The 22,554-nt window shown below is 53.8% G+C and carries 21 protein-coding genes and 1 tRNA gene; 15 read left to right on the top strand and 7 right to left on the bottom strand.

The genetic code is table 11. The annotated features are described in order from the left end of the window. Nucleotides 1-43: 43 nt before the first annotated feature. From EPD59_RS19690 to ispF, 3 genes are all read right to left on the bottom strand, one after another. Entirely contained in the window at nt 44-1,417 is a 1,374-nt protein-coding gene (locus EPD59_RS19690) for a LutB/LldF family L-lactate oxidation iron-sulfur protein (RefSeq protein WP_133274268.1), read from the bottom strand. Between the two features lie 206 nt (nt 1,418-1,623). Continuing rightward, nucleotides 1,624-3,324: a M28 family peptidase gene (locus EPD59_RS19685; protein WP_133274267.1), complete on the bottom strand. Its 1,701-nt coding sequence runs from the start codon at nt 3,322-3,324 to the stop codon at nt 1,624-1,626. A 74-nt stretch (nt 3,325-3,398) separates the two neighbouring features. After that, nucleotides 3,399-3,884, bottom strand: a complete 486-nt coding sequence (gene ispF / locus EPD59_RS19680) for a 2-C-methyl-D-erythritol 2,4-cyclodiphosphate synthase (RefSeq protein WP_133274266.1) — start codon at nt 3,882-3,884, stop codon at nt 3,399-3,401. A gap of 245 nt (nt 3,885-4,129) precedes the next feature. Here ispF and EPD59_RS19675 point away from each other — a divergent pair, with 245 nt between their 5' ends. From EPD59_RS19675 to EPD59_RS19655, 5 genes are all read left to right on the top strand, one after another. After that, entirely contained in the window at nt 4,130-4,744 is a 615-nt protein-coding gene (locus tag EPD59_RS19675) for a TetR/AcrR family transcriptional regulator (protein WP_133274265.1), read from the top strand. Between the two features lie 33 nt (nt 4,745-4,777). Beyond that, complete coding sequence (locus EPD59_RS19670) at nt 4,778-6,331, top strand: TolC family protein (RefSeq protein ID WP_133274264.1); 1,554 nt, start codon at nt 4,778-4,780, stop codon at nt 6,329-6,331. Nucleotides 6,332-6,435: 104 nt separating this feature from the next. Next, nucleotides 6,436-7,575, top strand: a complete 1,140-nt coding sequence (locus EPD59_RS19665) for an efflux RND transporter periplasmic adaptor subunit (protein ID WP_133274263.1) — start codon at nt 6,436-6,438, stop codon at nt 7,573-7,575. 73 nt (nt 7,576-7,648) lie between these two features. Continuing rightward, on the top strand, nt 7,649-11,077 hold the full coding sequence (locus tag EPD59_RS19660) for an efflux RND transporter permease subunit (RefSeq protein ID WP_133274262.1): 3,429 nt from the start codon (nt 7,649-7,651) through the stop codon (nt 11,075-11,077). 106 nt (nt 11,078-11,183) lie between these two features. Then, the gene (locus tag EPD59_RS19655) at nt 11,184-11,456 is read left to right on the top strand and encodes an acyl carrier protein (RefSeq protein ID WP_133274261.1); all 273 of its coding nucleotides are present in this window, start codon (nt 11,184-11,186) and stop codon (nt 11,454-11,456) included. A 70-nt stretch (nt 11,457-11,526) separates the two neighbouring features. On the opposite strand, the gene EPD59_RS24240 is transcribed toward EPD59_RS19655, so the two are convergent. Further along, a complete protein-coding gene (locus EPD59_RS24240; protein WP_394347208.1) occupies nt 11,527-12,369 on the bottom strand; it encodes a DUF1232 domain-containing protein in 843 nt (280 codons plus the stop codon). Between the two features lie 172 nt (nt 12,370-12,541). After that, nucleotides 12,542-13,162, bottom strand: coding sequence for a C40 family peptidase (locus EPD59_RS19645; RefSeq protein WP_133274260.1), 621 nt, complete (start codon nt 13,160-13,162; stop codon nt 12,542-12,544). 317 nt (nt 13,163-13,479) lie between these two features. Here EPD59_RS19645 and EPD59_RS19640 point away from each other — a divergent pair, with 317 nt between their 5' ends. Then, a complete protein-coding gene (locus EPD59_RS19640; RefSeq protein ID WP_133274259.1) occupies nt 13,480-13,839 on the top strand; it encodes a hypothetical protein in 360 nt (119 codons plus the stop codon). An 83-nt stretch (nt 13,840-13,922) separates the two neighbouring features. Here EPD59_RS19640 and EPD59_RS19635 read toward each other — a convergent pair whose 3' ends face one another. Next, complete coding sequence (locus EPD59_RS19635; RefSeq protein WP_133274258.1) at nt 13,923-14,657, bottom strand: SDR family NAD(P)-dependent oxidoreductase; 735 nt, start codon at nt 14,655-14,657, stop codon at nt 13,923-13,925. Between the two features lie 482 nt (nt 14,658-15,139). Between EPD59_RS19635 and EPD59_RS19630 the strand changes: the two genes are divergently transcribed. From EPD59_RS19630 to EPD59_RS19605, 6 genes are all read left to right on the top strand, one after another. Further along, on the top strand, nt 15,140-15,913 hold the full coding sequence (locus EPD59_RS19630) for a hypothetical protein (protein ID WP_133274257.1): 774 nt from the start codon (nt 15,140-15,142) through the stop codon (nt 15,911-15,913). A 231-nt stretch (nt 15,914-16,144) separates the two neighbouring features. Further along, entirely contained in the window at nt 16,145-16,681 is a 537-nt protein-coding gene (locus EPD59_RS19625; RefSeq protein ID WP_133274256.1) for a fasciclin domain-containing protein, read from the top strand. Nucleotides 16,682-16,876: 195 nt separating this feature from the next. Beyond that, on the top strand, nt 16,877-17,269 hold the full coding sequence (locus EPD59_RS19620; protein ID WP_133274255.1) for a Fur family transcriptional regulator: 393 nt from the start codon (nt 16,877-16,879) through the stop codon (nt 17,267-17,269). A 138-nt stretch (nt 17,270-17,407) separates the two neighbouring features. Continuing rightward, nucleotides 17,408-19,330 (top strand): PAS domain-containing protein, encoded by a 1,923-nt coding sequence (locus EPD59_RS19615; RefSeq protein ID WP_133274254.1) that lies wholly within the window; start codon nt 17,408-17,410, stop codon nt 19,328-19,330. Continuing rightward, the gene (locus tag EPD59_RS19610; protein ID WP_165963671.1) at nt 19,237-19,950 is read left to right on the top strand and encodes a PAS domain-containing sensor histidine kinase; all 714 of its coding nucleotides are present in this window, start codon (nt 19,237-19,239) and stop codon (nt 19,948-19,950) included. Before EPD59_RS19615 ends, EPD59_RS19610 begins: the two co-directional genes overlap by 94 nt. 17 nt (nt 19,951-19,967) lie before the next feature. Beyond that, the gene (locus tag EPD59_RS19605; RefSeq protein ID WP_133274252.1) at nt 19,968-20,498 is read left to right on the top strand and encodes a sensor histidine kinase; all 531 of its coding nucleotides are present in this window, start codon (nt 19,968-19,970) and stop codon (nt 20,496-20,498) included. Nucleotides 20,499-20,591: 93 nt separating this feature from the next. On the opposite strand, the gene EPD59_RS19600 is transcribed toward EPD59_RS19605, so the two are convergent. Next, nucleotides 20,592-20,664, bottom strand: a tRNA-Thr gene (locus EPD59_RS19600). A gap of 189 nt (nt 20,665-20,853) precedes the next feature. Here EPD59_RS19600 and EPD59_RS19595 point away from each other — a divergent pair. The 3 genes from EPD59_RS19595 (at nt 20,854) to EPD59_RS19585 (ending at nt 22,429) form a co-directional block, all read left to right on the top strand. Next, nucleotides 20,854-21,306 (top strand): hypothetical protein, encoded by a 453-nt coding sequence (locus tag EPD59_RS19595; protein ID WP_133274251.1) that lies wholly within the window; start codon nt 20,854-20,856, stop codon nt 21,304-21,306. Nucleotides 21,307-21,374: 68 nt separating this feature from the next. Beyond that, a complete protein-coding gene (locus EPD59_RS19590; RefSeq protein ID WP_133274250.1) occupies nt 21,375-22,142 on the top strand; it encodes an FkbM family methyltransferase in 768 nt (255 codons plus the stop codon). After that, nucleotides 22,139-22,429, top strand: a complete 291-nt coding sequence (locus tag EPD59_RS19585; protein WP_133274249.1) for a DUF4834 domain-containing protein — start codon at nt 22,139-22,141, stop codon at nt 22,427-22,429. Before EPD59_RS19590 ends, EPD59_RS19585 begins: the two co-directional genes overlap by 4 nt. Nucleotides 22,430-22,554 lie beyond the last annotated feature (125 nt).

The following is a 22,554-nucleotide window of genomic DNA, read 5'->3' as shown; positions in this document are numbered from 1 at the left end:
TTGGTTTTAACGATAAAAGATTGCCAGTCAGCGCGAAGAAAGCCTATTTTCGCTCCTTCCACATTTTGTTAAATGACTTCGGGGCCACCTCCAGCGCGTCGCGACGCTTGTTCCAGCCCACCTGACTCAGCATACGCATCAGCACCCAGTTTTTAGCTTTGGCAGGCAGTAAGTTCAGCAGGCGCCGACTTTTCATAGTGCGCATCCACAGTTGAATAGCAATACGCTCTTCTTTGTCCGTGTGGCCTTCGGCTACGCTCTGCTGCCGATTTTTGAGCAGAATATTGTGAATGTTAATCTTCACCGGACACACCGACGAGCAGGCTCCACACAAGCTGGATGCGTAGCTCAAGTGTTTATTCTCCGCCATGCCCGATAAGTGAGGCGTAATCACGGAGCCGATGGGGCCGGAATACGTAGCCTCGTAGGTGTGGCCACCGATATTTTTGTATACTGGGCACACGTTCAGGCAGGCGCCGCACCGGATGCAGTGCAGCGCTTCGCGCTTGTCGGGCTGGGCCAGCAGGTTGGTGCGGCCGTTATCCAGTAAGACCACGAACATCTCATCGGGGCCGTCTTTTTCCAGCGGCTGGCGCGGACCGGTGTAGATGGTGTTGTACACCGTTACTTGCTGGCCCGTGCCGCTGGTGCTGAGCAGGGGCCAAAACAGATTCAGGTCCTGCATGGTCGGAATCACCTTCTCAATGCCCACAATGGCAATGTGCGTGCGCGGAAACGTGGCCGACAAGCGGGCGTTACCCTCATTCTCAGTTACGGCCACGGCGCCAGTATCAGCAATCAGAAAATTGCCCCCCGTGATGCCTACTTCGGCCGAGGTGTACTTATCGCGCAGCAAATGGCGGGCGGTGAGTACCAGTTTCTGGGCGTCATCGGTGTGCTCAATGCCGAGGTGCTTGACGAAGATGGCAGCAATGTCGGCTTTGCTCAGGTGCATGGCTGGCGTCACGATGTGGTAGGGCCGTTCGCCGTTGAGCTGCACGATGTACTCGCCCAGGTCTGTTTCCACCGACTCAATGCCGTTTTTCTCCAGAAACTTGTTCAGGTGAATCTCTTCGGTGGTCATGCTCTTGGCTTTCACCACCGTACGGGCGTGGCGGCGAGCCATGATTTTGCCAATCTCATACAAGGCTTCTTCCGCATTCTGCGCCCAAATAACCTTGCCGCCCCGCTCGGTGAAGTTGCGCTCAAACTCCAGCAAATACTGGTCGAGGTTATTAATGACCTTCGCCTTCAAGTACGACGCCCGCTCCCGCGCCAACTCGTGGTCGTAGTACCACGTGAGGCCAGTTTGCACGGCCGCGTTGTACTTGCCAATGTTGAAGCGAATCTTGCGCCGGTGCTCTAAATCAAAGGCTTTGGACTCTGAATCGGCGAGAAATTGAATGACTTTAGTCATGGCGGCAAAAGGGTAAGGCAGTCGGCCGAAGCCAACAGGAGAAGCGACTGGTAACTCTGAATTCTACCTTAAAGTTACGCCATACGCCCGCTATTCAAGCAGTAAATGGTTTCTTGAATATGATCAGTTAAGCGCAACAAGTACGCTGAACGAGCACAAAAAAAGCCCCCAGAGAAACTCCGGGGGCTTTTTCACCAACTAAAAACTTATGGTTTGCTCGAATCAACAACAATCCGATTGTCGCGGTTCGCTAGCTCCCAGGCAGTGTAAAACACTAGCTGAGCGCGCTTTTCCATCTTCGGAAACTCAATTTTCTCTACTTCGTCGCCAGCGGCGTGGTAGTCATCGTGGACGCCGTTGAAGTAGAAGGCCACCGGAATCTTGTGCTTGGCGAAGTTATAGTGGTCGGAGCGGTAGTAGAAGCGGTTCGGATCTTCCGGGTCGTTGAAGCGGTAGTCCATGTCGATGTTCGTGTACTTCTTGTTGGCCGCCTCGTTGATGGCGTGCAGCTCCGACGAAAGTTTGTCCGAACCAATAACGTACACGTAGTCGCCTTTGCCTTCGTGCTCCTTATCGGTGCGGCCCACCATGTCGATGTTCAGGTCAGCAATGGTTTTCTCCAGCGGAAATACCGGATGGTCAGTATAATACTCTGAGCCCAGCAAACCTTTTTCCTCGCCCGTTACGGTCAGAAACAGGATGCTGCGGCGCGGGCCGTGGCCGTCTTTCTTGGCTTGGGTAAAGGCTTGTGCCATTTCGATAACCGAAACAGTGCCCGAGCCGTCGTCATCGGCGCCGTTGTTCACTTCGCCATCAACGATGCCAATGTGGTCGTAGTGCGCTGATACTACCAGCAACTCGTCCTTCTTATCGGTGCCTTCCAGGTAGCCCAACACATTTTCCGTCGTGAAGTCTTCCAGCTTCTTGGCGGCGTTGATGCTCACCTTGGCTGGCTTAAACGTAGCGGCTACGGGCTTGCCAGCTTTGCCTACTGACGTTTGATATTGGGTAAGCGCGGCGGCAGTCGTGCCTAGCATTTTGCCCCCCACAGCCGGCGAAACAAAGAAAGTAGCTGCCCGCGGATTGGCTGAAGCAGGAGCTTCTTTAAAGTTAATGCTGGGTCGGCTGATGTACGGCGCCATGCGCGCGGCCAGCTTTGAGAAGTTGCCGTTCGGGTCGGTATCAACAAAGAAAACACTGCGGGCACCCTTTTGCGTAGCCATAGCCGATTTGGCGCGGTAGTCGGTGCCCCATTTGCTCGGAGAACCATCTTTACCGAGTACGGGCTGCTTCTGGGCGTTCATGGGCTCGCCCAAGAGAATGATCAGGTCTTTGCCCTTCACATCGCCCAGGCTAGCGTAGTCAGAGTAACCATCCTGCTCAATGCCGTAGCCGGCAAATACCGGCTGAATAGCCGTTTCCTGCTGGAAAGGCGAAGCACCAGCCGCATAGAAATCGGTCAGCCACTTGTAAGTCTGGCCGCCTACTTTCAGCGTAGCGCCATCGGCCCAGGTGGAGCGCACCATGGTAAAGTGCTGAAGATATGGATTGTCGGAGCCTTGCACTGGTCCAGTCAGGCCTAAGTCTTTAAACTGCTTGCTGATGTACTCAGCGGCCATTTTCTGGCCTTTCTCCCCAGTTTCGCGGCCTTCATAAGCGTCGGAGGCCAGAATGGTGAGGTGCTGCCGCAAATCGGCTTGCGTGATGGTGGGGCCGTAGGTAGCAGCCCAATCGGTGGTGGCAGCCGTGGCGGCGCTTACGTTGGGCTCAGCGCCTTCTTTGGTTGGCGCCTCCGTTTTCTGCTTGCGCTTTACTTTGACTTTACGCTTGGTGGGCGCATCCTGGGCTACGGCGGAGGTAGCGCAGCAGGCCGCCAACAGCAGGACGTAGAACGTGTTTTTCTGCATGGGGTGGAAAAAGTGAATGAATCAGGAAGGGGAATGACGCAGGAAGCGCGAAAAAATTGCTTTCACCGAAAAGTCTAGCCTTCGGCTTTACTAATAAGCACGGAAGCATAAGCAGCCACACCCTCTTGGCGGCCCACAAAGCCCAGCTTTTCGGTGGTAGTGGCTTTTATAGAGATGTCATCAGCCTCAATGCCCATCACCTCGGCCAGCACGCGCTGCATTTCCGGGATATGCGGATTGACCTTCGGCTTTTCCAGGCAAATGGTGGAGTCGATGTTGCTAATGGTGTAGCCGCGCGCACGGAGCAGGCGCACTACCTCAGCCAGTAAACGCTTGCTGTCGATGCCTTTGTACTGCGGATCGGTGTCGGGGAAGTGAAAGCCAATGTCGCGTAGGTTGGCTGCGCCCAGCAGCGCATCACAGATGACGTGGATGAGCACGTCGGCATCGGAGTGGCCCAGGGCGCCGTGGGTGTGCGGCACCTGAATGCCACCGAGCCAGAAGGGGAGGCCCTCCCGGAGTTGGTGTACGTCGTAGCCGAAGCCGGTACGAATTTTCATGGAGGCAGTAAATAGGAGCGGAGAAATGAATGACGAGCCTAAGGTACGGTAAAGTAAAAAGGGAGCCTCAAAAGAGGGCGTGGGGGGCAAATTTGGCGCCCCGAAAAATAAAGTTGGCGAAGTGTAAAGTAAGATTTGCCCCCCAGCGTCTGCCTAGCTACTAAATAGCCGGACAAAAGATTTCGAAAAATTAATGGAAACTTTGGATTCATTGAAAGTTTCCTACGTATCTTTGTACCGGAATTATGGAAATCAAAGACCGCATCTTACAATCAGCTAAAGCGCTATTCATGCGCAACGGCATCAAGAGTGTATCGATGGATGACATTGCCACGCACTTGGCCATGTCGAAAAAGACGTTGTACAAATGGTTTGAGAACAAAGATCAGATCGTGCATGCCGTGATGGTTCATTTTCTGGCGCACGAAGAAGCTGACTGCGCCGGCATGGCAGCTACGGCAGACAATGCGCTGGAAGAGTTGTTTCAGATGATGGAGTGGAGCAAGCACCTCATGACCAACATTCATCCCAGCATCTTCTACGACCTCCAGAAATATCATCCGCAAGCCTGGCAAGTGTGGGTCGACCACAAAAACCAGTTTATCCTCGAGATGATTACCGATAACCTGCGCCGTGGTATCACTGAGGGCCTCTACCGCGCCGACCTCGATATAGAAGTGATTTCCCGCCTTCGGTTGGCGCAAATTGAACTAGCCTTCAACGCCGACCTCTACCCACCCCGCCAGTTTGACCCAAGCCGGGTACAAAGCATTTGCCTCGAGCACTTTATGATTGGGGCGGCCACCCTCCGAGGTCATAAGCTAATTAATGAATACCGTCAGGTGACGGAACAAGAATAAGAACAACGATTCGCTTACTGCTTCCTGCTTATTATGAAAAACTCGCTTCGCCTTCTAATGCTCGCTTTGGTGCTGAGCTTTCTGGGGCTGCACCAACTACTCGCCCAAACGCCTGCTACGGGCCAGTCGCCGGCTGCTAGCGCGCCCATGGCGCTGAGCTTACAGCAGGCCATTGACTACGCCTTGCAAAACAAGTCGACACTCCAATCTCAGCGCCTCAATGAGCAGATTGCCTCGGCTCGGGTGAATGAAGTAACGGCCAGCGGCTTGCCTCAAATCAACATTGGGGGCGGCGTGACGGATAACTTCAAGCTTCAGCGCCAACTCGTTGATTTTGGCGCCTTTGCTGGCGGGGCTGGCACTCTCAATGGGACTACCCTCACGCCTGATCAGCTGCGCAACGTGCAAAGCGGTCAGAGCGTGGTGTTGGAACCTGCTTATACACAAGTAGAATCTGCTGGTCCTCAACCGCTTGCGTTTGGCTTGCGCTACCAGGGCAACGCCTCCGCGCAGCTCACGCAGCCGCTCTTCAACGCCTCCGTTTTTCTGGGGCTGAAAGCAGCCAAAGTATACGAAAAGCTGTCGGTGCGTCAAACCCAGCAGACGGAAGTTGAGGTGGTGGAGCAGGTATCAAAAGCCTACTACAGCACCTTGGTAGCTGGTGAGCGACTCCAACTGCTCGCTCGCAACGTGCAGCGCCTCGATACCCTGCTCTACCAAACGGAACAGACGTTTAAGGAAGGCTTTGTTGAAAAGCTAGACGTGCAGCGCTTGCAGGTTCAACTCAATAATCTGCGCATTGAGCAGCAGAACGCTACCCGCCTGATTGATCTAAGCGTAGCCTTGCTTAAGTTTCAAATGGGCCTCGACCAGCGCCAAGTGGTGAACCTTACTGACCGCCTCGACGCGGCCGTGGTGGAAGCTGAGCGTAACCGCCTACAAAGTGCCGGCAACGAGTTCGACTATAGCCGCCGCATCGAGTATCAGGTGCTGGAATCCCAGCGCGACTTGGCCGCGCTTGATGTGCGCAACCGCCGGGCGGGCTATCTGCCTTCGCTCAACCTCACCGCTAACTACGGTTTCATTGGTTCTGATCCACGCTTGGGTGGGCTGCTGGATTTCCGCGGACCTAACTCCAGAACTACCACGCCCAGTGGGCGGCAAGTCCTGAATCAGAACTGGTTTGGCTTTGGCAACTACGGCTTGTCTTTGCAGATTCCCGTGTTCGATGGCTTCCGCAAGCGCGCCTCTATTCAGCAAGGCAAGCTCGCGCTGGAGCAAGTGCAAAAAGGATTCACTACGCTGCAGCAAGGCATTGACTTGGAGCGTCGCCAGAGCGAAACCAGCCTGCAAAACACGCTCGACGTGTTGGCAAACCAGAAGGCAAACCTTGAGCTAGCCACAGAAGTAGCACGGGTAGCCAAAATCAAGTTTCAGGAGGGCGTAGGCTCTAACCTGGAAGTAATTACGGCTGAAACTGATTTGCGCCAGGCCCAAACCAATTACTACACTTCGCTCTACGACGCGCTGGTAGCCAAGGTCGATTTCGATAAGGCCGCTGGCACACTGTATCAGAGCAATAAATAAACATAGCGGTGGCTGGGGGCTTTTTGCTCCACTAATGCGCAAAAAATGCCCCCCAGTCGCACCTTTTTCATCCTTTCAGTTAGTTAGTGAACCGCTTCTCCTCCATGAAATACAGCATCACTCCCGCCATTCTTGCCCTAACGCTGCTAGCTGCCTGCGGGCAGAAGGACCCGCAGGCTGAGTTGGCCGCGCTGAAAAAAGAGCAGGCCGAAAATCAGGCTAAGATTGCCGCCCTTGAAGCTAAGGCAGTGCCTGCGGCCGGTGCTTCTGGTGCTACTGCCACAGGTGCCGCTGCTACGGCAGTGCCTGTATCAGTACTAAACGTAAAGCCCGCTGATTTTCGCAGCTACTTAGAAGTACAAGGTCGCGTCGACTTCGATCAGAATGCCACTGTGTCGGCCCGTTCGGGTGGCTCGCTTACCAGCCTGCGCGTGCAGCGTGGCGACCGGGTCCGCAAGGGGCAGGTGCTCGCTACTATTGACGCGGGCGTGCTCGAGTCCAATATTGCCGAACTGCGCACTCGCTTAGATCTGGCTCGGGTAGTATATGAAAAGCAAAAGCGTCTGTGGGATCAGCAGATTGGTACTGAAATCCAGTTTCTGCAAGCCAAAAACAACTACGACGCTCTGCAACGCAACCTGAGCACACTCGGTCGTCAGCGTGAGCTGTTCAACGTAACGGCTCCATTCGCCGGCACTGCTGATGAGGTATTGCCGAAGCTGGGTGAGGTGGTAGCGCCGGGTACACCCATCGTGCGCTTGGTAAGCGGTACGGGGGGCAAAATTTTGGCCGACGTATCCGAAAGCTACTCGGGCGGTATTAAAGCCGGCGACAAAGCCATCGTCACGATTCCGGATATGGGCAACCAAGAGTTCCCGGCTACCGTGCGCGTGGTGAGCAGCTCCATCAACCCGACCAGCCGCACGTTCACGGTTGAGCTTCGCCTCAACAGTAAGACGAACATACAGTTGCGCCCCAATATGGTAGCCACCGTTCGTATCGAGAACTACACCCGCCAGAACGCTACGGTAGTACCCGTAGACCTGGTGCAGCGCGACGAACAGAATAGCTATGTATACGTGGTGGAGCAGAAAGGCAATCAGGCCGTAGCCCGCAAGCGCGTCATCCAGACCGGTGCCACTTACAACGGCGAGGTAGAAGTAACGAAAGGATTGGCGGCTGATGACAAAGTTATTTCCGCTGGCTATCAGAATATTAATGAAGGACAGGTTGTTAGTCTGTAAAGACGATAACCATCGTTCCCCCTTTTCCCCTGAGAAGAGGTAGTTCGTCCATATCCGCACAAACGATTATACCATGCAGGACGTCGAAAAAGAATTTAAGCCAACCAGTTGGTCTATTGATAATAAGACCAGCGTTTATATTATTACTCTGCTACTCTGCGTAGCGGGTATCTTCACCTACATCCGGCTGGGCAAGGAAAACTTTCCTGATATCGTGATTCCGCGCATTATCGTGGCCACGATTTACCCAGGTACCTCACCCACCGACATCGAGAACTTGGTAACGCGCCAGCTCGAGAAGGAAATCAAGTCGGTGAACGGGGTGAAGAAGATCAACTCTACTTCTAACCAAGACTACGCCATCGTAGACGTCGAGTTTAGCTCCGATGTAGATGTGCAGTATGCCAAGCAGCTCATCAAGGACGCCGTCGACAAGGCTTCTTCCGAGCTGCCCAACGACTTGCCTACGCCGCCCACGGTGCAGGAAGTGAACTTGTCGGAGTTGCCGATTATGAACGTCAACTTGGCGGGTAACCTGTCGGTGATTCAGTTGAAGAAGTTCGCTGATGACTTCCAGGATAAGATTGAGGCACTACCCGAAATCACGCGGGTTGATATTGTGGGTGCCTTGGAGCAACAGGTAAACGTAGACGTTGATCTTAACAAGCTGCGGGCTTCGCGCCTAGGCTTCTCCGATATTGAGCGTGCCATTGCCAGCGAAAACATCACCGTTTCAGGTGGTTCCATCGACGTTGGTAACCAGAAGCGCGCCGTGCGCGTGGCTGGCCAATATGCTCGCGCGTCCGACATTGCCGACATTCAGATCAAGAACCTAAATGGCTCGGCCGTGCGCCTCGGCGATATTGCTACGGTGGAAGATGCCTTTAAAGACCGCGAAAGCTACGCCCGCCTCGACGGTAAGCCTTCGGTTACGCTGAACGTGGTAAAACGCCAGGGTGAAAACCTGATCAACGCGTCTGACAAGATCAAGCAGATCATTGAAGACTCGAAGAGTTCCTTGCCCAAGGAGTTGGAAATCACTATCACGGGTGATACCTCTAACGACACCCGCGTAACCCTGCACGACCTGATCAACACCATCATTATCGGCTTCCTGCTGGTAACAGTGATTCTGATGTTCTTCATGGGCACTACCAACGCCTTGTTCGTAGGTCTGTCGGTACCGCTTTCCATGTTCCTGGCCTTCATCTTGCTGCCTACCTTCGACTTCACGCTGAACATGATTGTGCTGTTCGCCTTCCTGCTCGCGTTGGGTATTGTGGTGGATGATGCTATCGTGGTTATCGAGAACACGCACCGCTTGCTGCATGAGCATCCGGAGTTGACCACGAAGCAAGCTGCTAAGTACGCAGCTGGTGAGGTATTCGTGCCTGTATTAGCGGGTACTTTGACCACCGTAGCTCCTTTCGTGCCGCTGATGTTCTGGCCGGGTATCGTGGGTAGCTTCATGTTCTACTTGCCTGTTACCCTCATCCTGACGCTGATGGCTTCACTCATTGTGGCCTTCGTTATGAACCCGGTGTTTGCTGTGTCCTTCATGGAGCGTGAGGATCATCACAGCGGCGAAAAGCCCAAGCTGACGAAGAACTTCCTCATTGCGATGGGCTTGCTGCTCCTTGTAGCAATGATTGGCTATGTAGCGGGCTCGCCCTTCGTAGGCAACCTGACGATTACCGTCATCATTCTGTGCTTCCTGAACAAGTTCGTGTTTGTGCACATGATTGCTGGTTTCCAGACTAAAGTGTTGCCCCGTTTCCAAAACGGCTATGCGCGATTGGTAAGCTGGGCTATTGGTCATCCAGCTCTGGTGATGGTAACTATGTTGGTTCTCTTTGTAGGTTCCTTCTTTGCGGTTGCTGCTCGTGGTCCTAAGGTGGACTTCTTCCCCAAAGGAGATCCAAACTTCATTTACACGTACCTGAAAATGCCAGTCGGCACGCGCGTAGCGGTGACCGATTCGGTAGCACGGGAGCTAGAGAAGCGTATTTATGGCGTTATTGGCAAAAATAACCCCGACGTAGAATCGGTCATTTCCAACGTAGCCATTGGTGCCGGCGACCCCGGCGAAGCTACGGCTACGGGCGTTTCGCAGTCGCACTTGGCGAAAATTGGTGTTGCTTTCAAGGAGCTAAGCGAGCGGACTGGCCCCAAGACCTCTACCTACATGGATGATATTCGGGAAGTGGTAAAAGGCATTCCGGGGGCCGAAATTTCGGTTGACCAGGAAGCTAGCGGACCGCCCACTGGTAAGCCTATTGCCATTGAAGTAGCCGGCGACGACTACCAGCAGTTGGCTGCGCTTTCCAAAAAGGTAGAACGCTACATCGACTCGCTCAACATTGGCGGTATCGAAGATCTGCGCTCTAACCTAGAAGACCGTAACCCCGAAATTGCCGTCAACATCGACCGGGTGCGGGCTAACCGCGAAGGCATTAGCACTGCTCAGATTGGGGTTGAAGTTCGCACAGCCATCTATGGCTACGAAGCCAGCAAGTTCAAAACAGCCGATGACGACTATCCGATTCAGGTGCGCTACGCTAAGCCTTACCGCGAGGATGTAAACGCTATTTTGAACTCGCCCCTGACCTTCCGTGACGCGACCGGCCAGATTCGTCAAGTACCGATTTCCTCGGTTGCTGGTGTGGAGTACGGTACTACCTATGGTGGTATCAAGCGCAAAGACGTGAAGCGGGTTATCACCATCTCCTCGAACGTACTGAATGGCTTCACTGGCCCCGATGTGGTTCGTGAGATTGAAACGGCGCTGAAAGCTTTCCCAACGCCCTCTGGCTATACTATTAGCATGGGTGGTGCGCAGGAAGATCAGCAGGAGACCAGCGACTTCCTCGGCATAGCTGCGGTAGGTGCGTTAGCCTTGATCTTCATTATTCTGGTAACGCAGTTCAACTCGGTGAGCAAGCCGATCATCATCCTGACGGAGGTAATCTTCTCTATCATCGGGGTAATGCTGGGCTTGGCTATTACGGGCATGAACGTAAGTATTGTAATGACCGGCGTAGGAATTATTGCCTTAGCGGGTATCGTAGTGAAAAACGGTATTCTGCTCGTTGAATTCACGGATATGCTTCGTTCTCAGGGCATGCCGCTACGAGAAGCCATTGTGTTGGCAGGTCGGACGCGTCTGAATCCGGTGATCTTGACGGCCACTGCGGCTATTCTAGGACTTATCCCACTTGCAATTGGCTTGAATATTGATTTCTATGAGATGTTCAACTCTTTCCAGCCACACTTCTTCATTGGAGGCGAGTCAGTGGTGTTCTGGGGACCACTAGCCTGGACCATTATTTTCGGTCTTAGCTTTGCAACCATTATCACCCTTGTAGTAGTCCCTGTTATGTATTTGATCAACGAACGGCTCCGGGCCAAGATCACCGGAAACGATCCTGATGCCCCAGTAACGCCCCCCGCCGACGCGGAAGAAATCCGCGCCACTCGCCCACCTGTTTTAGCTGAAGCTTAAACTTTCAGACACGAGAACTGAGAAGTGAGACGTTAGAGTAGCCGCCCTGGTAAACTAAATCTCACTTCTCAGGTCTACAGTCTTCTTTCTGTATACTTCCCCTTTTATGATTTCCTCTTCTACCTCTGTCCCTTCTACCATCGAGCAGCAAGTGCTGCGCATCATCAGCAAGCGTAAAGCCATCAAGCCCACGCGCCTGCGTATCGGCAGCAACCTGAGCCGCGAGCTTGGGTTCGACACGGTTGATGTAGTAGACATTATTCTTGAACTCGAGCGCAGCTTCAAAATCACCATCCCAGATGAAGTGCCTTTGAGCACGGTGGGTGATTTTGTAAGCTACGTAGCCTCGCACACCCCCGAAGTTCGGCAGGTAGCATAGATAAAGAGTTCATCCAGACACAAAAAAGCCCCCAGAATTCTGGGGGCTTTTTTGTGTCTGGATACTGCGTTTAGCGCACGTTTCCGCCCGTATCATTGGAGCTATCGTTGCGGGTGCGGCTGCCGTCGGTGTTATAGGTGTCGTCGGCGTGGGGCTGCACACCTGTTTTGGGCGTGGTATCATTCGGGCCCGCCAGGCTAGGATTAGGATTGCTGCTATCGGGCGAAGAGATACCCGAATCGGTGCGGGACTGTGCGGGGCCAGAGCCAGCCGCCGGATGATTCAAGTCAACCGTTCCCATACGCTTTGCCGACTCCGGCGCTTCCACGCCCCGATCTAATGTGTGGTCGGGCGACGTCTGGGGGGCATTTTGCGGCTTCGGACCCGATTCGGACGTGGTGCCATCCGTGGAGGTTAAGGATACGGCAGCGCCGGAAGGGCTGTCTACCGGACCATTCGTGGTAGCCATTGCACTGCTGGTGTTAACCACAGTTGGCCGAGAGTGCTCCCAGGCTACGAAGTGGTCCATTTCTTCCTTTAACTTGGTGGTAAACCAGGCCAGTAGAGCCACATCATCGAGCAAGCCAATAACCGGAATAAAATCCGGAATCAGGTCGATAGGGCTTAGGAAATAGATGAGCACCGCTACTGCCGCTACGATAGTAGGCGTAGGTACGCCGGTATACTCGCCCGATACGGACGTGCGCACCAACCGAAACAGCACCTGTAAACTTTCCCAAGCCTCTTGGGCCAGCGTACCTAAGTCGTTTTTCTCGCTGGCTTTCTGATAAGCATCATTCAGGAGTTGCTTAATGCGGAGGGGCTTTTTTATGTATTCTTCAGCCTTGCCAAGGAAGGTTTTGAAGAGGGGAGAAGAGGCAATATTCTCGCCCTTGGGGTTTGGAGTATTCATAAGAAAACGAAGTTGTGAGTACAATGCTTCCAGCCCGCGTTGGGCTGGTGCTCGCCTGTTCTATACTGCAACCGTTCAAAATGGTTTTGGCGCGGCGGCTCCCCTGTAGGCTACAAAAAAAGCCCTGTTCCGGAGAGCAGGGCTTGATGTCGGGAAAGCGGTTGGCGGCCAGTTAATTGGTTTCAACGCGACCAGCCGCGTAGAAGTTGCGATTGTAATACGCTTGGCGTAAGGAACTTATCATGACGCCGCCGCTGGTAGCTGAATGGGCAAACTTGCCATCTTTCAGATAGATACCAACATGATAAATAGGCTGGCCGGGGCCGCGACGGAAGAATACCAAGTCGCCTTCCTCCATCTCAGCCTTGCTGATGCGCTTTACGCTCTGAAACATGGAGCGCGAGCTGCGTTGGAGGGTAATGCCGTAAACTTCCTGAAAAACGCGGCTCACAAAGCCAGAGCAATCGGTGCCGCGGCGGGTACTGCTGCCGTAGCGATAAGGAGTACCGAGCCAGTCGGTGACGGTGCGCAGCAGCGCTTTATTCTCGTCGAAATCAAGCTTCAGACCGAGGGTCTGGGCGTAGTAGTTATAAGCCAGCGAATCGCGTGAACTAGCAGCGGTATGATCGTCGGCGGGCGGAACCGGCATATCCGGTGTCCAGGAGGGGAAGAGGGAGGCTTCGGCTAAAATGGGAACCGGAGCGGCACTGGTATCAGTAGGGAGGGTGCGTTCGTAGAAGAAGGAGAGGGTCAGCGAGGCAGCGGCGAGGCAATAGAGAAGGCTATGTTTCATTGTCCGTCGTAGGGGAGCAAAATCGATTTTCGGGCGTAGCCGCAAGCGGCGAAAAGGTGGGTCGTATGAGCGAAAAGGGTGGACTGATTGTCCAGGAAAAAAGGGGTGAAAAAGCAGTTGTTTAGGGGGCATAACCGACCGATTATAACCAGCCCTATAGGTTAAAGCTAAGCCATAAAAAATTGGGTATCCAAGTTTTACCTCCTAATTGGATGAATAAACTTCTAATAGTATAAATTTATAAGCGTAAAATTATAGCTGAACCATGACTCAAAGCTCAACGTTTGGCGTATACTACGCCGCCCAAATTCTTGCCCATGAAGCCGCCTCGAATTATTGAGAACTCTCCTCTCGCTCGCATCGCTCGCATCGTGCTGCAGTCGCGGAGTGTGGCTATGGTTTTGGGCAATAGTATTCACCTAAGTGGGACCACTCGCGACGAGTTTTTGCAGGACCCGTATTGGGTGGCCCACGAGATGTGCCACATCCGCCAGTTTCGGGAGCACGGGCCTGCCAAGTTCTTATGGAAGTACTTGGTCGAATCGGCGCGGGTAGGATACTTTAACAACCGTTTTGAGGCCGAAGCCCGCCTCGCCGGTCGCCTTGATGCCCACCTCTACGCCGGCAACAAGCCTCTTCCCGATCCTGAGCATATGCACAAGGGCGCCCGCGGATGAAGCTCTAGTATATAAATAAAGGCTGGGGGCTTTTTCAACTGAAAAAGCCCCCCAGCCTTTATTTCGTTATGGACGGCTAAACTTTATAGCGCAGCAAGTCGGCCGCCGTCCGCAACCAAGGTCGTACCATTGATGAAGCTGGACTCAGCGGCGGCCAGAAAGCAGATGGCCGCTGCCAATTCTTCGGGGCTACCTACTTGGCCGGTTATCTTCTCGCGGCCACTTTTCACATTCGGGTTGTCCCAGAGCATGGGGGTATCTACTGCGCCGGGCGCTACGGCATTGATGCGAGCTTGGGTATGCTTAATTTCCTGACTGAGGCCGCGTACAAATGCTTCCATCGCGCCCTTGCTGGTAGCGTAAGGCACTACATTAGCCGTTGTCTGGTGAGCGTGCACGGAGCTGACTGTCACAATGCTACCGTGCTTCATGTGCGGCAGACAGAGCTGACAAAGCCGAAACAGGGCCCGCATATTTACATTCATGAGGGCATCCCAGTCCTTGGGGGGCAAATCTACCAAAGGCACATAGGTCATTTCGGCGGCATTATTAATGAGCACATCTACTCTGTGCCAGCGCGCCAGGGTTTTGCGAACGGCGGCTTGGAGGTGAGCGTCTTTGCCCACATCCGTCCGAATAAAAAGTGCCTCGCCACCGGCCGCTTTGATTTCGCTCACCACTTCGCGTCCCTCCTCAGTAGTACGCCCCAGCACTACTACGCAGCCGCCCTCGCGCCCGAGTTGCACAGCCACCGCCCGACCAATACCTGAGGTGGCTCCGGTAACGATGCATACTTTGTTTTCGAACCGTTTGGACATAGGAGGTGCGCTGGGGGCTTTTTTGGAAGAGAAAACGGAAAGAGGCTGATGCCTTTCGCGAAGGAAAAGCCACGACATCCCCTAATTGTTCAGCTCAAGCTGCTACGAGCCCACGCGATATCTGCTCCGTAACCATCCTACGAGTCGGCTCGAGGTGGCCAATGTATGGCTGAATGCTGCCGGCCATCTAGGTCCTGATCTGTCGCAAATAGCTGAGTCAATTAGTCCCCAACGCCGCTAGCCGTCCTGTACTAAAGCTCACACCCAAATTAATAGTGACGAGCTACAAAAGTCCGTTTTTAAGGCTGGGTAGAGTACGCAGTGGTGGGCTAACGTATTGATGGATACGAGTGAAAGCTGCGACCCCGCTTCTAGAAAAAGTAGGGCTTATTCGCAACCCGGCTTCAAGTAAATACGATATAGACCCTAGTGCGACCCGCCGGTCACACGTAATTATTCGCTCTATCACCCTCACCACTATTATGGAAAACAAGCCAAATCAACCCAACCCCGGATCTACTTCCTCTTCTACTGGCGCAAACGCTGGTGCTTCTTCCCAGAAATCTTCTTCAACTCCAGGCTCGACGACCAAAGCATCAGGTGCTGCGGGCTCAGCTAGCACTGCCAGTGGCAGCTCTAATGATTCTAATCGTCAGAACGACAGCTACAATCAGGACCAAAACCGCGAGCAAGGCGGTGCCACTGGTGCCGTAAAAAACTGGGTTGATCAGTTGGGCCTGAATGATACGCTCAACCAACTTCCCCAGTCGGTAAAAGACCTGAGCAGCAAGGCTACCAGCCAGTTCGGCAAGCTGACCACTACCCAGCAGATTGTGGGTGGTGCCCTGCTTATTGGTGGCTTAAGCTGGCTGGCGTTGCGCTCCAAGAGCAGCGACAAAGGCTACAAGTCTTACAAAGGCAAGAGTGGCAAAAAAGATAAATCAGGATACCGCGGCTCAGTTAGCTCCGAGTCGGCCAAATATGGCTCTAAGGGTAGCTACGGCTCCAGCAACTACGGCTCAGGCGGTAGCTACGGCTCTGGTTCCGGCAGCAGCTACGGTTCGAGCGGCAGCTACAGCTCCGATTCCGACAAATCTAATTCCGGCTACCGTCCGGCCCCAAGCAGCGGCAGCAGCTACCGCTCAGGTAGCAGCAGTGGCAGCGACTACGGTTCGTCTTCCGGCAACCAGTCGGGCTATCGGGGTGGTATGGGCAGCAGCTCAGCCAGCTCATCTGATTATGACAGCAGCCTGTAGGTTGTAAAAAAGCCCCCGGGGCACAAAAAAAGCCAGACGCTGTCACGTCTGGCTTTTTTTGTGCCCCGGGGGCTTTTTATGATCTCCTACATGCAAGAACTAACGGAGTTTAGATAGTGAGAGGAGGGGGAAAAGGCTGATTACAAGGAGATTAAAATAAATTAATCTCAACCATTCGGCCACTTAGCAGTTGTACTGTCATTCAATACTTTTCTACCATCCACTTTCACTATGAAAAAGAAACTCATCATCCTCAGCGCATTTGCTCTTGTAGGCACTACCGGCATCGCCACCGCCCAGACCATGACAACGGCCCCTGCCGCCACGGCTACTTCAACCCAAAAAGATTTAGCTGCCAGTGCCGCTTTATCAACTGAGCATACTACTTTATTAACTGCGCTGAAGGCTGCGGGCTTAGCTGAACAAGCGAAAGCCAAAGGACCATTTACTGTATTTGCCCCCGATAATGCGGCCTTCGAAAAGCTGCCGGCTGGAACAGTAGATAACCTGCTGAAGCCTGCGAACAAAAAGCAGCTCACTAAAATCCTGACCTATCACGTAGTGCCCGGCAATGTAATGGCGGCGGACCTGAAAGATGGTCAAACAATCAAAACGGTTCAGGGTGAATCGCTTACCGTGAGTCTGCAAGGCGGCACTGTTACTATTCGCGATGCGAAGGGCGGCACTGCTACCGTGACAACTCCCGATATCAAGGCTACCAACGGAACTGTGCACTCCATTGATGCGGTTTTGATGCCCGCCAAATAAACTGCTTGTTTATTGTCCAGTGAAAAAGGCCTGCTTCCATGAAGCAGGCCTTTTTTAATACAATCGCTTCGGCCGCTGCGGCTTTGCCCCCATGAGTAAGGAACCTCGCAACGATATCAGGTCGTATTTTTACCATTCACTAGCCGAACGAAACCGCCGGTAATTGCGCTTATGCGTTAACATTTTCGAATACTTATGTCCGCTGCCGATTCTGCTACTGCCTTGCTCGCCCAACACGGACTGCGCCAAACGCCCGTGCGGCGGGCTGTATTGCGGGCGTTCTTGGCCAAAACCTACGCCCAATCCAGTCATGATCTGGAGCAAGGCCTAGATGCCAACACCGATCGTATTACCTTGTATCGAACCCTGAAAACCTTCGAGGAAAAAGGGGTAATTCATCGCGTTATCGACAACACTGATATTCTGCGCTATGCACTTTGCTCGCGCGAATGCGCCCGCCACGCCCACACCGATGATCATGTGCACTTTAAGTGCTCCGCCTGCTTGCACACGTATTGCCTCAACCAAGTGGCTATTCCGGCTGTAGCGCTGCCGGGGGCTTTCAGGCAACATCGCGCGAATACCTGATGACGGGGGTCTGTCAGCAGTGTCAGCCTGGGAGTACCGCATCTGTTCGCTGATACATGAAAAAAGCCCCCAGCAGTCAAAACTGTCTCTTAAGAACCCCCCTTTTAGCAGCTTAGTTTAGTGTTTTCCGCATTTGCTATGCCCGATATGCCCGTGCCGTTGCCTGCCTTATCCAATCCTAGTGCTCTGCTGCACACGCTACTAGATATATCCCTGACGGCTGTCAATCTACTTTCGCCGGTCTATAAGGCTGGAAGCGAAGAGATTGTAGATTTTACAATTGACTACATCAATCCGGCCGGACTGCGCATGGTGGGGCCGCTTGAGCAGCCCTACGCCACAATAAAAACTCACTTCCCCGATGCATTGTCCAACGGGGTCTTGGCCTTCTACCGGCAGGTATTTGAAACCGGCAGCCCCGACCAGTACAAAACTACCTATCAGGTCGGCGGACTCGACAACTTCTTTCATCTGGCCGCTCAGCGCGGTGGAGAGCAGCTGGTAGTAAGCTTCACTAATACCGCCGATCAGGATTGGAGTGCCGTAGAGCTTTCCCGCCGCGAAAGTCAGCGCCAGGAGTTGGAGGGACTCGCCCGCGTCGAAACACAGCGCCAGCAGTTGGATACGCTGTTTAACCAGGCTCCGGCCTGCATTGCCCGCCTCTCCGGGCCTACGTATATTTTTACCGTTGCCAATCCGCTCTATCATCAATTATTTGGGGGGCGACAGCTGCTGGGCAAAACCATCCGGGAAGCGCTCCCGGAGCTGGAAAGCGAGCCTTTTTTTGGTTTACTCGATGAGGTGTATCGCACGGGTGAGACCTTTTACGGCAACGAGATTCCTATTCACTTCTCTCAGGCCGACTACGAAGGGCCCAATCCGCGCTATTTCAACTTCATCAACCAAGCTACCCGCGATACCTCGGGCACTATTGATGGCATTCTGGTCTTTGCCTACGAGGTGAGCGAGCTGGTGCAGACGCGTCGGCAAATGGAGCAGGATGAAGCTCAGTTGCAGGGCTTAAACCAACAGTTGGCAACTACCAATCTCGAATTGGCGGCGGCTACGCATCAGGCGGAAATAGCTCGGGCCGAAACCGACCTCCAGCGCCAGCAGCTACACAGTATTTTTATGCAGGTACCGGCCATGATCTGCATATTTGAAGGTCCTGAGCACCGGTTTAGCCTCGTCAATCCTGCCTACCAGCAGCTGGTAGGCGAGCGCACTTTAGTGGGGCGGACTATCCGTGAGGCGATGCCGGAGCTGGCCGGGCAACCGATTTTTGGCTTGCTCGATAAGGTTTTTCGTACTGGCGAAACATTCTACGCTCAAGAAATGCTGGTGCAGCTCGATCATGCCAACACCGGCACCAACGACCTTGGAGAGAATTACTATAACTTTATTTATCAGGCGACTCGCAATCTGGATGGCCAGATTATGGGCATTCTTGTGTTTGCTTACGAGGTAACGGCACAGGTAAAAGCCCGCCAACAGGTAGAGCGGAGCCGCCAGCAAGTACAGGACCTGAATGAGGAGTTAGCGGCTGCCAATGAAGAGCTTCATGCTGCAAACGAGGAATTTCTCACCAACAACGCCGAGCTGTCTCGCACCCAGCAAGAACTTAAACAGCTCAACACGGAACTGGAAGGGCGGGTACAACGGCGCACAGCAGAACTACAGCACGCCCAAGCCGAAACCGAGCGTCAGCGCCAACGCTTGGAGCGGCTGTTTATGCAGGCTCCCGCTGCCATTTGTATTCTCAACGGTCCTGACCTCATCTACGAGCTGGTAAATCCTAGCTACCAGCAACTATTTCCTCGCAGACGGCTGCTAGGCCGGTCCATTTATGAGGCCTTGCCAGAAGTAATCGGTAATCGAGCCGGCGAAACATTTCGGAGTATATACGAACAGGGGGCACTCACGAAGAGCATGCGTTGCTCATTCCTTTTGCCCGTACGGAAGATGGAGTGCTGGAAGACCGTTACTTCAATTTTATTCAACAGGCTCGATATGATGAGCACGGACAGATTGATGGGGTGCTCGTGTTTGCCTTTGAGGTAACGGAGCAGGTAGCGGCTCGCCAGGCGAGTGAGGCCAGCACCCAAAAGCTGCGCCTTATCACGGATGCTTTGCCGGTTCTGATCAGCTATATAGATCAGGAACAGCGCTATCAGTTTGCTAATGAGGCCTACAATGTATGGTTTAAACAACGGCCGGAAACCTTGGTAAACCGCCTTATCTATGAAGTAATAGGCGACAAGGCCTACCAAGGAGTAACCCACTACATTGAGCGGGCCTTGGCGGGAGAGCGGCTGGATTTTGAGGCAAGAATGCCCTATCGGGAAGATTTTGTTCGATACATAAGAACGAGTTACGTGCCGGATATCCGGGGAGGACAGGTGCTCGGATTTTTCTCCATGGTCACGGATGTTACGGAGGCTGTGGAGGCGCGTCAGGCTACGGAAACCAGCCGACAACAGACGCAGATGCTGGCCGAAGAGCTGACCGCTGCCAATGCAGAGCTGGAAACCACCAACGACCAGCTCCGCCGCACCAATGTGGACTTGGATAATTTCATCTATACCGCCTCCCACGATCTGAAAGCGCCGATTACCAACATTGAGGGCTTGCTGCACGCGTTGCAACAACAATTGCCCCCAGCAGTCAGGAGGGCGACGTAAACTTCATTCTGTCGTTGATGCATGGTGCCGTTGATCGTTTCAAAACGACCATCGACCACCTGACGGAAGTATCGAAGCTGCAAAAGGAGCACGATCAGCCCGCCATAACTATTGATGTAGCCGACGTGATAGAGGGGGTTCGGCTTGATTTGCTGCCTCTGATGGAGCAGGCGGAGGCAGAGCTGGAAGTAGACGTAGACAGCTGCCCCACGCTTTCCTTCTCAAAGAAAAACCTGCGCTCGATAGTGTATAATCTGTTGAGCAACGCCTTCAAATACCGCTACCCCAACCGTCCGGCCCGTGTGCGGATTAGTTGCCACACGGAGGCTGCATATGATGTTATGCAAGTGCAAGACAACGGCCTGGGCCTCGACCTGACGCGGGAGCGGCAGTTGTTTACCATGTTTCAGCGCTACCACACCCATGTAGAGGGCTCCGGCATTGGGCTGTACATGGTGAAGAAGATAATGGAGAACGCGGGGGGCAAAATTGAGGTGGAAAGCGAGGTGGGCGTGGGCTCTACCTTCACCGTGTACTTCCGGCGCTGATTTTTAGAATCCCAATGGCATTGCTCAGCTAAACAGCGGCGCAAGAAAAAAGCCCCCAAGGCGCATCCGCGACTCTGGGGCTTTTTTACGAAGAGCCTCTTATTGGACTCGAACCAACGACCTGCTCATTACGAATGAGCTGCTCTACCAACTGAGCTAAAGAGGCGTCTGCTGAACACTAGCTGCTCAGGCCAACAAAGATAGGCAGCAGCCGGAAACTAGTGCAAGGCTGGGGGGCTTTTTTCTAACCTCAGCCGCTACCCAGAGCCGGGCAACGTGCCGCAGCGCTTATGCGTTTGGAAAAAGCATCTGGCCTCCATAGCCGTACTTAACTTGATCTTGAACCTCCTGCCACATGAAATCTGCTACTGTAGTCCGCGCCTTAGGTAATGGCTTCGCGGGCGCGGTTGTGCTAACGGCCGTGCACGAAACCGCTCGTCATTTTATTCCTGACACTGCCCCACGCATGGATGTGCTGGGAATGCGCGGCCTGCGCAAGCTGCTGGGCAAAGCAAATGCCCCCCAGCCCGACCATGACACCCTATTCAACCTAACCATGGCCGGCGACCTGCTGTCCAATGGCTTGTACTACAGCTTGGTAGGGACTGGCAAAAATGCTTGGCAACGCGGAATCGTGCTCGGCTTAGCCGCTGGGATAGGAGGCGTGGTGCTGCCCGGCCCTATGGGCTTGGGCGAAGCTCCTAGCAACCGTACTCCGCAAACCAAGCTGATGACCGTAGCTTGGTATCTGATTGGTGGGCTGGCTGCGGCGGGTGTGGCGCGAGCCACCCGCAAGCGCCGAAAGTAAGCCACCGAGCGTAGCAATGTGCAAGGGAGTACGTGCACGTAACCGGACGTGCTACCTTTGCCGCTGCTATGGTAAAACAGCTTCGCAAATTATTGGTCCAGGCCCTCGGCTTCGAGCGCTATATCCGCTTCGTGAGCCGCGTGTATTTGGGGTTGGTGAGCGCAGGCTGGGGACGGGCAAAATACCCGGAGTTGTTTTTTCTAGAGAAAATCATTCGGCCCGGTTTCGTATGCCTTGATATTGGCGCAAACCTAGGCTATTACTCCGTAGCTTTATCCCGCTTGGTAGGCGTAAAAGGGCAAGTGTTGGCCGTAGAGCCCATCCCTGACTTTCAAAAAATCTGGCGGGACAATGTGCGCCTAAGTGGCCACAACAACCTGACGTTATTGCCTTACGCCCTCGGGGGGCAAAATATGACTGTGCAAATGGGCACGCCCGAGCGCGACGGTCTACTGCACCACGGCATGACCAAAGTAGCGGCCTCCAACCCCAACGAGAGCTACGCTCGTACCTACGAGGTACCCATGCGCGTGCCCGACGAACTGCTGGCCGATCTGCCTCGCCTGGATTTTGTGAAATGCGACGTGGAAGGCTTTGAGCACGAAGTATTCCGCCATCTACAGGCCACCTTGCGCCGCTTTCGGCCACTTATTCAAACAGAGTTGAATGGTCTGGAGAATCGGCAAGCGGTTGTTAATTTGCTGGCGGAGCTGGGCTATAAACCATTTATGCTTTCGCCGCGTTCTGAACTTGTACCGTGCTCGACTGAGCAGCTTACCAGCGCCGTTACGGCCGATTTTTACTTTCAACCCGTTTCCCCGCCTTCCCGCCCATGACCAAGTTCCTCCTAACCCTGCTCATCATTTCGCTGCTCGTGCGCTTCGTGCTGCCCGTGGTGCTGCGTTTGGTGGTAGGAATGTTCATCAAAAAACAAGTTCGTCGCTACGGTCAGCAGTTTGGCCAGGCACCTCCTTTCGGCCAAGCCTCGCCGTTCGGGCCGCCTCCCGGTCCGGCGCCAGCTCCCGGCGAAGTGCGCGTAGAGTTTGCGCCCCCTAAGCCAAAAGCCCGCCCCGATACCAAATTCAATGGCGGTGAATACGTGGAATACGAGGAAGTAAAATAGCCAGCTTTCATAAACGCCCCCCAGTCGCATGGTTTCTCAACTGTGCAACTGGGGGGCGTTTTTATGCCCGCTAAAATCGTTTGGCCGAAACCGTCTACTTCCTGGAATAAAATAAACGACCTACC

This window comes from Hymenobacter radiodurans (genome assembly GCF_004355185.1).
Lineage (GTDB): Bacteria > Bacteroidota > Bacteroidia > Cytophagales > Hymenobacteraceae > Hymenobacter > Hymenobacter radiodurans.
This window is presented reverse-complemented; position numbering and strand designations above follow the sequence as displayed.